11 protein-coding genes are annotated in these 13208 nt (G+C 45.4%); 7 read left to right on the forward strand and 4 right to left on the reverse strand.

Annotation, left to right across the window (positions count from 1 at the left end):
• Positions 1-218: 218 nt before the first annotated feature.
• The gene (locus J3492_RS07550) at positions 219-1238 is read left to right on the forward strand and encodes an ornithine cyclodeaminase family protein (RefSeq protein WP_207991200.1); all 1020 of its coding nucleotides are present in this window, start codon (positions 219-221) and stop codon (positions 1236-1238) included.
• Between the two features lie 92 nt (positions 1239-1330).
• Here J3492_RS07550 and J3492_RS07555 read toward each other — a convergent pair whose 3' ends face one another.
• The 3 genes from J3492_RS07555 to J3492_RS07565 all read right to left on the reverse strand — a co-directional run bounded on the left by J3492_RS07555 (position 1331) and on the right by J3492_RS07565 (position 3695).
• Positions 1331-1483, reverse strand: coding sequence for a hypothetical protein (locus J3492_RS07555; RefSeq protein WP_207991201.1), 153 nt, complete (start codon positions 1481-1483; stop codon positions 1331-1333).
• A 48-nt stretch (positions 1484-1531) separates the two neighbouring features.
• Complete coding sequence (locus tag J3492_RS07560; RefSeq protein WP_207991202.1) at positions 1532-2533, reverse strand: LLM class flavin-dependent oxidoreductase; 1002 nt, start codon at positions 2531-2533, stop codon at positions 1532-1534.
• A gap of 229 nt (positions 2534-2762) precedes the next feature.
• On the reverse strand, positions 2763-3695 hold the full coding sequence (locus J3492_RS07565; protein ID WP_207991203.1) for a LysR substrate-binding domain-containing protein: 933 nt from the start codon (positions 3693-3695) through the stop codon (positions 2763-2765).
• A gap of 477 nt (positions 3696-4172) precedes the next feature.
• Here J3492_RS07565 and J3492_RS07570 point away from each other — a divergent pair, with 477 nt between their 5' ends.
• The 5 genes from J3492_RS07570 (at position 4173) to J3492_RS07590 (ending at position 10692) form a co-directional block, all read left to right on the forward strand.
• The gene (locus J3492_RS07570) at positions 4173-6077 is read left to right on the forward strand and encodes an AmpG family muropeptide MFS transporter (RefSeq protein WP_207991204.1); all 1905 of its coding nucleotides are present in this window, start codon (positions 4173-4175) and stop codon (positions 6075-6077) included.
• Positions 6078-6147: 70 nt separating this feature from the next.
• Positions 6148-7083, forward strand: a complete 936-nt coding sequence (gene prmC, locus J3492_RS07575; RefSeq protein ID WP_207991205.1) for a peptide chain release factor N(5)-glutamine methyltransferase — start codon at positions 6148-6150, stop codon at positions 7081-7083.
• Positions 7084-7096: 13 nt separating this feature from the next.
• Complete coding sequence (locus tag J3492_RS07580; RefSeq protein WP_207991206.1) at positions 7097-7888, forward strand: HesA/MoeB/ThiF family protein; 792 nt, start codon at positions 7097-7099, stop codon at positions 7886-7888.
• 57 nt (positions 7889-7945) lie between these two features.
• Positions 7946-9298 (forward strand): ABC1 kinase family protein, encoded by a 1353-nt coding sequence (locus J3492_RS07585; RefSeq protein ID WP_207991207.1) that lies wholly within the window; start codon positions 7946-7948, stop codon positions 9296-9298.
• Between the two features lie 107 nt (positions 9299-9405).
• A complete protein-coding gene (locus J3492_RS07590) occupies positions 9406-10692 on the forward strand; it encodes a YbfB/YjiJ family MFS transporter (RefSeq protein ID WP_207991208.1) in 1287 nt (428 codons plus the stop codon).
• Positions 10693-10695: 3 nt separating this feature from the next.
• Here the strand turns inward: J3492_RS07590 and J3492_RS07595 are convergent, their stop codons facing one another.
• Positions 10696-11184, reverse strand: coding sequence for an Lrp/AsnC family transcriptional regulator (locus J3492_RS07595; protein WP_207991209.1), 489 nt, complete (start codon positions 11182-11184; stop codon positions 10696-10698).
• A gap of 203 nt (positions 11185-11387) precedes the next feature.
• On the opposite strand from J3492_RS07595, the gene leuA reads away from it, so the two are divergent.
• Positions 11388-13184 (forward strand): 2-isopropylmalate synthase, encoded by a 1797-nt coding sequence (leuA, locus tag J3492_RS07600; RefSeq protein ID WP_243453161.1) that lies wholly within the window; start codon positions 11388-11390, stop codon positions 13182-13184.
• Positions 13185-13208: the final 24 nt, after the last annotated feature.

Genomic DNA, 13208 nt, shown 5'->3' on the forward strand with positions numbered 1-13208 from the left:
TAGTTTGAGCGTTTTCATGGAGTAATTATGATCTCAATGTATTTGGTTATCAAGGCATGTTCAATCTTAGGTGACAACAGATGACGCCTGATATCCACGCCCTAGAAGGACGGGGTTTTACGGCGCTGGATGATAAAATGACAATGATTGTATTATTTGTCTGATGTAGGCATGATAGAGTAGTTGGTTATAATCTTAATATGCAAGGAGTGCTAGCAGTGCAGTTACTAAACAAAGCAGTAGTCACGGAACACTTAAACATGCAAGCCGCTATCGATGCGATTGAGGCGCTTTTACGTCATCAAGACCAAAACCCAAATTGGATTAAGTCACCTGATCGTCTGGTCATTGGCACCTTTAGTGAGGATGATAAGCATAGTAAAGGTTCTCATCTGTCTATGCCAGCGACCATATACGATGGTGAGCAGGAGTATACTGCGGTAAAACTGGTGACGATCTGTCCAGACAATCCCAGTCGCAATCTACCCACCACGACAGCGATTATTACAGTATCAAAAAACGACACTGGCGAGATATTGGCGATTATGGATGGTATTTATATCACCCAAGTACGTACAGCAGCATTATCAGGCATCGCAACCAAATATATGGCCAAGTCTGACTGTGAGAGCGTGGCTGTCGTAGGCTGCGGTGGTATGGCTTATGAGCAGCTGCATGCCGTACTTACGGTACGCCCTGAGATAAAGACAGTTTATTTATGGAATAGAAGCCATGAAAACGCTCAGGCCTTTAAGACACGTTTTGTTCAGGATTATGATCAATGGGATGTAGAGATAAAGGTGTGTGAAGCGATAGAAGACGCCATACGTGATGCAGATGTGATTAACGTCGCTACTCGTGCTAATGAAGGTTTATTTCGTGTCGAGCAAATCAAATCAGACGCTCATATCAACGCAGTTGGCGCTTATCAGGCCTCAATGAAAGAGATAGGTGATGATGTCATCGCCAGTAGTAGTATGGTAGTGATAGATGACTTGGCGGGTGGTCGCCATGAGGCTGGCGATTTGATTCAAGCGCATGACAACGCTGATTGCTCATGGACTTGGGATGATATCAGTGGTGACCTAAAAGAGTTGGTGACACAAAAGCTTAAAAAAACCAATGATGGCATCACGCTATTTAAGTCCGTTGGTGCCGCTCGGTTTGATGCTGCAGTAGCGCTATATGTTGCGCAGCAGGCGGCACAAAACGATCATGGTACGTCAGTTGACTGGTAACAGTAAACGTTACTGTATCGGTTTTATTATGAACTGATAGAGTAATCAAAAAGCCCACTTCTTTGATGTAAGAAGTGGGCTTTTAAAATTGCTTAAGGCAAATCGTCTTTATTGCGCTTATTTTCTCGGCGCTTTTTACGTTTTGGACTGATGCGGTAGGTGAGATATCCACCGATGGCCATGACGACGATAAAAGCTAAAATATACAAAAATATAGATGAACCAATAAAAGCAGATGTTTCCATAACTATTATCTCGTTAGAGTTCATCTAAAAGTATGTCGCTGTACTGGCTTATTGTAAAGTAAACAAGTTTAGCTCAGGTGTAAGTTCAAGTGAACGCAGACGTGCCGCTTGGTCATAGACGTTCGCTGTCACAATCAGCTCATCAGGCTGATATCTTGCAAGAAAGCCCGCAAGTTTTGGCTGCACGCTCTCAACTGAACCAATAAAAGATACGGACAAGGCTTTGTCTACCATCATTCTTTCTGTCGGACTCCAGATACTGTCCATATCATAAGTAGGCTTGGGCATTTGACCCGTTTCACCACGGCGTAAGCGTACGAAGCTTTGTTGCGCTGAAGTAAAGTGATACTCTGCAGTCTCATCATCATCCGCCAGCAATAAGTTGGCTGCCAGCATGACATAAGGCTTATCTAGGTATTTTGAGGGTTTGAACTGCTCACGATAAGCACTAATGGCTTGCTCTAGCATTTGCGGCGCAAAATGCGAGGCAAACGAATAAGGCAATCCTAGATGTGCTGCTAAGGTGGCGCCAAACAACGAAGAGCCTAAAATCCAAATAGGCACATTAGACTTGGCACCAGGAAAGGCTTGTACAGGACTGCCATCTGTGTCATTACCTAAAAAATACAGCAGCTCTTGGACATCTTGCGGAAAACGCTCAGCGTCTTTCATTTGCCGGCGCAGTGCCTGAAAGGTCGCCCCATCAGTACCAGGCGCACGACCTAACCCCAAGTCAATACGATCGCCATACAGCGCTTGCAAAGTACCAAACTGCTCAGCGATAACCAGCGGGGCATGATTGGGTAGCATCACACCGCCAGAACCGATACGAATACGACTGGTCTGGCTACCTATATGTGATAATAGCACTGAAGTCGCTGCGCTAGCGATACCCGGCATATTGTGATGCTCAGCCATCCAGTAACGGTTTAAGCCAAATTTTTCAGCTTGCTGTGCGGTCTCAATGGTTTGAGCGATGCCAGTAGCGATGCTTTGTCCTTCAGGAACAGGAGCAAGGTCTAAAAAAGATAAAGGAATGGTATGATTCATTATTCACCTATTATTATGATGTCATATCCACAGAAATTATTGTTATCGTTTTAAACAATCATGATATGACGAAAAGTTAAAATAGAGCGAAACGCCCAATACCGTAACGCTCAATACTTAGTATAATGGGGCGCTTATATTGAATCTAAAGGCCATCGCTGACATTGCTCACAAATCTTTATAGTCATGAGAGTTGACACTTGCGGGAAGCTTACCAGTTTCTGACTCCTCACTCCTGACTAAATTGCTGCTGACATAACGCCATAAAAGCACGACCATACTGACGAATCTCGGCATCATCTCGCACTGCCATCCAACTGGTAAAGCGCCCAAAATGATCGACAGGAATGGCCACTAGGTTTTGATAATGGCTGGGCTCAAACGCCATCTCGGCAATAATACCAATACCCAATCCCAACCCGACATAGGTGCTAATCACATCGGCATCAAGCGCTGCCAATACAATATCAGGCTCGAGACCTGCCTCACTAAAAGTTTTATCGATGGCACTGCGACCTGTGAAGCCACCATGATAGGTGACGATAGGGTAGCTGGCGAGTGTCGGTAGGTCTATCGTTTCGTGCTCAGCAAGCTCATGATCATTGGGTACAATGATGCGATGCGTCCAGTCATAATAACGATAGCATCTGAGATAGTCGTTATGTAGGAGGGACTCAGTGGCGACGCCGATGTCAGCTTGACCTCGAATAACCATTTGAGCGATGGTCTCAGGGTCCGCTTGCTGCAAAATTAAATTTACTTTAGGAAAGCGTGCTTTAAACTCTTTAATCACCTTTGGCAGCACATAGCGTGCCTGCGTATGGGTGGTAGCAATCGTTAATGTGCCGATATTTGGATCATTAAAGTCAAGGCTGAGGTTTTCAATGGTACGTATCTCAGCAAAAATAGACTCAATATGTGGCAGGAGCGCTGTACCCATGGCCGTCAGTCCAGTCAAGCGTTTGCCTTGGCGCACGAACACTTCAGTTTTGAGTTGGTTTTCAAGTGCTGCAATATGCTTGGATAGGCTTGATTGACTGGTATGCAATACCGTCGCTGCTTGGCTTAAGTTATAGCCATTAATCACGGTATGCCATACCGTCTCCAACTGTTTAAGCTGGATTTGTAGATGCCGCTGATTGACCACTACGTCGACTGCCATTACTGAATCCTATTAAATAAGAACATCAAACCTTGTTTGATTACAAAAGAGCAAAAAGTATATGAAGTGACCAGTTTAAATCAAGTTGTTTATTCTTGTATATAACAAATTGTTGTTATTTTATGAAAAAATGGAATATAAAGATTTTGTTGGATCGGAGTTTTTGCTGGTTTATCGATAAACAGCAGAGAGATAAGCACAGTTTTAAGTGTGGTGTTGAGTTTAAAGTAAGGTTATGACACAGCATATTACTAGAGCGAAATATAAGCGTGTCTGAAGTGCGATATCTATCAGATATGATAAAAACATCTAGTCAAGTCAGATGTTCTGCAGTACCATAATTCAATTTTGTTATTCTACTTGTGTGTGTATGACGTCAAATCGTAGGTATTGTCTTGTTTTTCGCCAAACAGCTGAAATAAGATCGATCAAACCGTGTGATGTTGTGCTTTTTGTCCTAAGTGCTGGTGAGTTATTATGTCTGCTGTTAAACCCGTACCGTCCAACCAACCCATCGCTAAAAAATCATGGGGCGAGGCTGCTAAAGCGTATTTAGATTCTCGTGTCATTATCATGCTGTTTTTGGGCTTCTCAGCGGGTGTTCCCATCTTGCTTATTTTTTCTAGTCTGTCATTGTGGCTTAGAGAGGCGGGGATTGATCGCGGTGTGGTGACGATGTTTAGCTGGGCGGCGCTTGGCTACTCTTTTAAGTTTATTTGGGCGCCATTAATCGATGCTTTGCCCGTACCGTTTTTGACCAAATGGTTGGGGCGACGACGCAGCTGGATGGTGGTGTCGCAGCTGCTTATTGTGTTGGCGATACTTTTGATGGCGACGGTCAACCCTGTCAGTGAAGAGGTATTGGTTTATATGGCGGGCGCTGCGGTTTTGCTTGGCTTTTCGTCCGCTACCCAAGATATCGTTATCGATGCTTATCGTATCGAGTTGGCACCACCATCTATGCAATCAATTTTGTCCTCCATTTATGTGTCTGGCTACCGTATCGGTATGATTATCGCTGGAGCGGGGGCACTGTATTTGGCAGATTACTTTGGCTCGACGGAAGCTTTCTATAGCTACGAAGCTTGGCGCAATACCTACTATATAATGGCAGGGGTGATGAGCTTGGGTATATTGACGACGTTTGCCAGTTATGAGCCAACAGCGGAGATTTTGCAGCGCCATAAACAAAAACGCAACTTAAAGGTTTTTCTTGTCTATTCTGCATTGTTGCTCATACCAGGGTTGCTGTTTGGGCTGGTGTATTTAGTTAATATGTTGGTCAATATGGCATTAGATAATACCATGTCGCTCATACCACTGGCGGCTATGCCTACTATCAAGCTTTACTTCTTAGCCATGGTGGCTGCTGCGCCGTTATTGCTGCTGTATTTTATGATCAATCAACCAAAGATTGTCAATAAAGCACCTTTAGTGGCCGAAACTCGTGAAGACTATGTCAGATTGGTGTTTTTGTTTGTTTTTGCTGTGGTGGCGTTTATCGCCGCTTATGTGTTGACAGGACAAGTAGTGCCCGAATTTGACGGTGTGTTTGTTAGCTTTATCAGTGAGACCTTGCATCTGTTGACAAGCTTGGCAGTTGCATTAGCGACAGGATATGCGCTGGTACAAGTAGGTTTGGTCAAAAAAGAAATCGCTATGGCGACATGGATTGAGCCTATCGTAGACTTTTTTCGACGCTATGGCAAAAAAGCCTTACTGCTGTTAGCGCTGATTGGGCTATATCGTATCTCAGATATCGTGGCAGGGGTGATTTCAAACGTCTTTTATCAAGACATGGGTTTTAGTAAGACCGATATTGCCAATGCGGTGAAGTTGGTTGGTGTTATCATGGCCATCGGTGGTGGGTTTTTGGGCGGGCTATTGGCTCAGCGTTTTCGCATTATGCATGCCATGATGATAGGGGCGTTATTGGCCTGTGCCACTAACTTATTGTTTGTGGTGTTGAGCTATAACCCAGGCAGCTTGCCCATCATGTATATGGCGGTGATATTTGATAATCTAGCGGCAGGGCTTGCTAGTGCTGTCTTTATTGCTTTTTTGTCGGCTTTGACTTCTATACGCTTTACTGCGGTACAGTATGCTATTTTTTCTTCATTAATGACTTTAATTCCAAAGGTTATGGGCGGCTACTCAGGCTCTATCGTCGATAGTATGGGCTATCCGTTTTTCTTTGTGTTTACCTTTGCGATTGGTATTCCAATTTTGGCGCTGATCTATTTTGTTGATAAGCATATCGTCATTGGTGACAATGATGATATTTATGATGATGACGATAGCAATAGTGATGGTCAGCCGTCATTGACAAAGGCAAACCCTAGTTTGACCGATACCAAAGCGCCGCCACGAGCAACAGAGTAGCTCAAATTATGGCCAGTTCGATCGCTGCGCTGTTATTCAATCCCCCACACAGTATTTTTATGAGTCATCTATGGCAAAGTTTAGCATTGGTCAAGTCAAGCAGCAGATTCAGCAGCTGACAAATGAGGCTACAGAGAGCATGTTACCGTCATTTTGGCTCACGGATTGGCTGCTTTATGTTATCGATCAGCCAGCAATATTTTTGATCACTGATGACGATTATCAGCTTACTGATGATGAGCTTACACGGTTTCATGCCGGCGTGGCTAAGATGCAACAGGGCATACCATTGGCGTATTTAACAGGTCAGCAAGATTTTTGGTCGCTCACATTCAAGGTAAATACCCATACGCTTATTCCTCGTCCTGATACTGAGGTTTTGGTCGAGCAAGTGCTGCAGTGGATAGCAGCAGATGCTAGCGTTAAGTCCAGCCAACTTGATAAAGCAAATAATGCCGCCATAAAGCATACTGACACCCGCAAGCGCCTGCTTGACCTAGGTACAGGATCAGGCTGTATCGCTATTAGCCTAGCGCATGAGTTAAAGAAAGCCGATTGGCAAGTGGTAGCCGTGGATATATCGTCCGAGGCCCTAAAAGTCGCTAAGCAAAATGCAATAAAAAATGATGTGGCCGATATTGAATTTATACAGGGCAGCTGGTATGACGCACTGCCCAGTCACAGCGTAGCGCCATTTGACGTCATCGTCTCCAATCCGCCCTATATTGATGAGGCGGATACTCATTTATCACGCTTGAGAGCCGAACCTATTAGCGCCCTGAGTGCACCCAAGCATGGCCTGGCAGATATAGTGCGGATTGCGCAGCAGGCCAAACAATATTTACGTACAGATGGCCTACTGGCACTAGAGCATGGCTTTGATCAAGGTGCAGCGGTACGGCAGATATTGTCTGATTATGGCTTGGTTTCGGTACAGACCATTCAAGATTATGGCAACAATGACAGAGTGACGCTTGGTCAAAAACCACAAGAGAATGCAAACTAAAATTGATAACACTATGACGACACCTTTAACACACCAAGAGCTGACAGATGATGAGTTACTGCGCTATGCACGGCAAGTACTACTTGATGGCTGGGATATTGATGCGCAGCTACGCCTAAAATCGTCTCGTGTGGTAATGATTGGCGCAGGCGGCCTTGGCTGTCCCGCCTCTGAAATACTGGTACGAGCAGGGCTCGGTCAGGTGCATCTCATTGATGATGATGTCATTGAAGCGAGTAATCTGCAGCGGCAAACCCTGTTTTTGCCCGAAGATATTGGTCAGCCAAAAGCAACAACCGCCGCAAATAAGCTAAAACAGATTAATCCGCTAAGCACCGCACAAGCAACAGTCGCCCGGCTGAGTGAAGACAATGCTTATGAGCTACTGAATATGGCTGCGGGTAAGCCCGACTTGCTGTTAGATTGTACGGATAACTTTGCCACTCGTGACATTATTAATCGCATTAGTGTGCGTTTTCAGATCCCGCTTTTGACAGCCTCTGCTATTGCGATGCAGGGGCAGCTGGCGTTGTTTGAGCCGCATCTACAGACAGGTTGCTATCATTGTGTCTTTGGTTCAGTGGTTCTTGATGAAGCTGCTGATGAGCGTACATGTGCTAACTCAGGAGTGCTCGCCAGTACGACGGGTGTTATGGGCAATCTACAAGCCAATGCAGCCCTACAGTATTTGGGTCTAACTAAAAACCCACTGACAGGCAAGCTGCTGTTATGGGATGGTAGTCAGATGCAGCAGCGACTTATGGGCTATCGACAAGATAAAAACTGCCCGATATGTGCGGTATAGCCCCAGTATGGCCTCGCTTTTAATCTCCTTATTTACGATAAATAACAGTTGTCTTTTATGAAAATACATCGCCCACATTTATTAAAGCATACCTTTAACGTGGTAAACCGTGTGCGCCAAACTGCAAGTGTGGCAGGCTTGTCTGCATTTAGAGTGGCCAAAGGTGAAAAGCCTGATGCTCGATTGTTAAAAGAGACCTTTGAGCAATTGGGTACCACTTATATTAAGATAGGTCAGTTTATTGCCAGTACGCCGTCTTTGTTTCCACGTGAGTATGTCGAGGCCTTTCAAGATTGCTTAGATCAAACCACGCCCCTGTCTTATGATTATATCCAACAGGTGCTAGAGTCGGAGTTGGCAGTAGATGGACACACACTCGAAGATAGGTTTGCGCATATTGAGCGTCAGCCGTTAGCGTCAGCTTCTATTGCACAAGTACATGCTGCTCGTTTGCACAATGGTGACGAGGTGGTGCTCAAGGTACAAAAGCCTGAGGTTGAGACCATTATGCAGACCGATTTGGGGGTGCTGCACGGTGTCACCAAATTGGTAGAGCTGCTGATGCCGTCGATGAAGTTTGCCAGTATTGCGCCTATCATTGATGAGATTCGTTTGCGTATGTTGGCAGAAACTGATTTTATCGCTGAGGCACAAAATATCCGTGATTTCCAGCAGTTTTTATCCGTCTCTGGCAATACTCGAGTAGTGGCGCCACAAGTTTACGATGCGCTAACGACCAAGCGCGTACTGACGATGAGTCGGTTGCATGGGGTATCTATGATTGATGAGACCGCCATGCGTCAGTACTGTGCTGATCCAGCGCAAGTGATGGCCGATACGCTCAACACATGGTTTGCAAGCTTGCTGATGTGCAACAGTTTCCATGCTGATTTGCACGCTGGTAATTTGATGCTGCTGACTGATGGTCGTATTGGGTTTTTGGACTTTGGTATCGTTGGTAAACTAAAGGCTGAGAGCTGGCGAGCGTGTATGGGCATGATGCAGGCACTGCAAGACAACGACTATCAAGCCATGGCGAAAAACATGATAGATATGGAGATGACAAACGAGCGTCATCAGGTGGATGAGGCGGCACTGGCCACTGATCTGCAGCGCATGATGAGTGCTATCATGGCAGAGGATAAGGCCTTTACCAGTGGTGTACCGTTTAATAGTAAAGAGCAGGCAGATGAGCTGAATCAGATGATGCTTGACATCGTTGATGTCGGCAAGCGTCACGGTATTCATTTCCCACGAGATTTTGCTTTATTGACCAAGCAGTTGCTATACTTCGATCGGTTTATGCGTACGCTTGCCCCTGATATGGATATGTTTAGTGATCAGCGGGTCCAGATCTTGGGTAAGTCAGACTTAGCATCGTCATCAACGCCAGTATTGAATGTATCATAATAGTTTTTTTGCTTTAACCTCGTGTATCAAGCCTGCGAGGTTTAAGCAATGCATTTGGATTTCTAACACAAAGGATTGTGTGCTCATAGCCACAAATTGGCTCTGTCATGACGACTGCTCCCAAACGCCACGTTGCTCTTATCACCAATGAAGTCGCTATCGCTGGGATAGGGCTGTACTGCTTAGCGGTGGTGATGGGGTACGGGCGTTTTTTGTTTACCGCCACTTTGCCCGATATCATGACCGAGCTGTCACTATCGACTGCCATCGCTGGTTGGATGGCATCGATCAACTATATTGGCTATTTCATTGGGGCGCTTATTGCGATGTTTGTGCCGCAGCGTCTCACCTGGCAAATGCTGATGTTTTGGACAATGGTCAGTATCGTCACAACCATGATGCTGGTTGTACCAGACATGTCTTTATATACGTGGTATTTCATTCGTTTGCTGGCAGGTATCGCTAGCGGTGTGGCGATGATTTTAAGCTCTTCTTTGGTGATTCAGAGGTTAAGTCGCGAGCGCCTGTCTGTGCTCTCAGCGCTACATTATGCCGGGATTGGTGTCGGTATCAGTCTTTCAGCGTTATTGACCTGGTGGCTGTTGGTACTGGGGTATCATTTTGAAGTGATTTGGTTGGTCGCCGGCATCAGTAGTTTACCGCTACTGTGGCTGCTTTTTGGATTACGGCCAGCAGACATTAACACCGTAGTATATGAAGCAAAACCAAAGCCTTCAAAAGAGCGCCTTATGAGTGCTTCTATTGGGCAAGTATATAGTAGCTTTAAACGTGTGCTTTATCGTGCTCTGGTTGGACATACCAAAGCCATCGGGCTGTTGTCAGCAAGCTATGTACTGGCAGGGTTCGGTTATATCACGTCAGCGACCTTTTTGCCTGTGATGGCGACACAAAGGCTGGCAACGCAGAGTCATGTTGGGCTGCTTATTTGGTTGCTTGTCGGTATCTTTGCCATGTTATCCAACCCTCTGTGGGGAGCGCTTGCCAAACGAGTGGGCGAGGTCAATACCTTGATGGGTCTGACCTTACTGCAGGCAGTAGGCATGCTTTTACCTTTGTGGTCTGAAGGCGCTTTTGGCCTCTATGCCAATGCTGTGATTTTAGGACTGACCTTTGTCGGTATGGTCTCAATGACCTTGAATATTATTAAAAACATCAATCCCGCTTACTCAAATCTATTGATAGGGCTTGCCACCTTAGCGTATGCATTGGGGCAGTTTGTAGGTCCGTTAGTGACTGTAGCGCTGGCAGGTCAAGATGATAATTTTAATGCAGGGCTACTGGCAGCGGCCTCTGGACTACTGGTAGGGTTGGTGTTGATAATAGGGTTTCGCTACCTGCAAAAGCAGCAGCTTAACGAGCTAACATCCGGATAGGTTTTAGATGATACTTCGATTGAGTACTTCTCGTAGCTCAAAGCTGGTATGCACTTGTGCCACGCCCTCAATACGATTGAGCCGATGTAATAAAAACTCCTCATAGTGGGCCATGTCCCGCACTCGTACCTTGATAAGGTAGTCTTCAGAACGACCAGTCACTATGCTGCAACTGATGACCTCATCAAAGCTTTGAATTTTGCGTTCAAAAAGCTCAAAGCGCTCTGCTGTATGTCGATCCATACTAATAGCGATAAACACCGCCAAAGGATAACCCAGTTTTTCTGCATCGGTTTGAGTGTAGTAGCCTGTGATGATGCCGGCTTCTTCTAAGCGTTTGATACGGCGTGCACAGGGCGTGGCTGACAGATTGACATGCTCGGCAAGCTCAGTGATGCTCATGCGCGCGTCGGTGCGCAATAGCCGTAACAGACGCTTATCAATATCGTCAATGGTCGGTGTCTGTGAGGCAGATAATTCTCGATTAGGCATGATAAATACAGTTTATGGTGGTTTTTGCTCATTATATAACGAATATTGCTATTAATCACTAAAATAGTCTGCTAATTTGATTAATAAAGCCGTTTTTTAACGCATAAACTTTGCTATTATTATAATATAAATTATCATCTCATGAGATGATGCCAATTTTGTCAACATATCCTAGCTTATCACCTCATCGAAAAGGATTGATCATGTCAAACGATACCATACGAAACGAAGCAGCACGTACTGCAACAACAAGCCCCAAACAAGCTCCAAAACATGCCGCTTTTGATTATCGCAAATATCGTCCGTTTGCCTTTGCACCTTCGCTACCAGATCGCACTTGGCCAAGCAAAACGATAGAAAAAGCGCCAATATGGGCAAGCGTAGATCTGCGAGATGGAAATCAGGCGCTGATTGATCCGATGACCATCGAACAAAAAATGCGCTTTTTTAAGACATTAGTTGGGGTCGGTTTTAAGGAGATAGAAATCGGCTTTCCATCAGCCGCTCAGGTGGAGTTTGACTTTGCTCGTAAGCTGATCGAGGAGAGCCACGTGCCAGAAGATGTTACCTTGCAAGTACTGGTGCAGGCTCGAGAGCATCTTATCGCTCGCACCTTTGAATCCCTAAAAGGCGCTAAGCGGGCCATCGTCCATGTCTATAACTCTACCTGTAAAGTACAGCGTGAAAAAGTATATGGTAAAGATAAAGCTGAGATTAAAGAGATCGCCATCACTGGTGCCAAACTGTTGCAACAATATGCCGCCAAATATCCAGAGACAGAGTGGGTGTTTCAATACTCACCAGAGAGCTTTAGTCAGACAGAGACTGAGTATGCGGTAGAGGTATGCGATGCTGTCTGTGAAGTATGGCAGCCTGCACAGGGCCAAGAAGTGATCATTAACTTACCTGCTACGGTTGAGGCCTCTATGCCCAATGTGTTTGCAGATCAGGTAGAGTACTTCTGCCGCCATTTGCCACAGCGTGAGCATGTGACAGTCAGCTTACATACGCATAACGATCGTGGCTGTGCCGTTGCTGCTGCTGAGCTTGGTGTGCTTGCAGGTGCAGATCGTATTGAAGGGACCTTGCTTGGTAATGGCGAGCGCACAGGCAATATGGATATCATGGTCATGGCGATGAATCTATTTAGCCAGGGCATCGATCCTGAGCTTGATTTTAGTAATATGAGCGAGATTGTACAAGTGGTTAGCGAGTGTAACAATCTACCGATACACCCTCGTCACCCGTATGTGGGCGAGTTGGTATTTACTGCCTTTAGCGGCTCACATCAAGACGCCATCAAAAAATCGCTTGATTACAACGAAAAGCATCAAGATGAGACAAACAGTGTCTGGGATGTGGCTTATTTACCGATCGACCCTGCACACATTGGTCGCAGTTACCAAGATGTGGTACGTATTAACAGCCAATCAGGTAAAGGCGGCGTGGCATATATTCTACAGCGTAATTATGGCTTCAATTTGCCACGTTGGATGCAGATTGACTTCAGTGGTGTCATTCAGCAACAAGCTGAAAAGACAGCTCGTGAACTACAAAATGATGAGATTTTGCAAACTTTTGAAGAAACCTACCTAAAACAAGGCAACTTTGAGCTGCTTGATTATACGGTCAATAATAAAGGCGGCGAAGTATTCTTTGACGGTCAAGCGCAAATAAATGGCGATGTGATTACAATCGATGGTACAGGTAATGGACCTCTGTCTTCCTTTATAGATGGTCTTGCACGTCATACTGGCAAGTCGATACATGTCATCAACTATGCTGAGCATGCCATCAACCCACAACATAATAATCGTGATGGAATCGATGATGGTAGTAGTAGCGACAACAAGACTGACGCCAATGCAGCGGCATACATCCAGTTGAATGTCGATGGTGACGTCTACTCTGGTATCGGCACCTGTAGTAGCACAGTATCAGCAATGTTAAAAGGCGCACTATCAGCCTTTGCTCAAGCACCAACGACAATCGCCGCTTAAGCTTAAATACAATGGTGATTGATA

This window comes from Psychrobacter coccoides, assembly GCF_017498085.1.
GTDB classification, from domain to species: Bacteria; Pseudomonadota; Gammaproteobacteria; order Pseudomonadales; family Moraxellaceae; genus Psychrobacter; species Psychrobacter coccoides.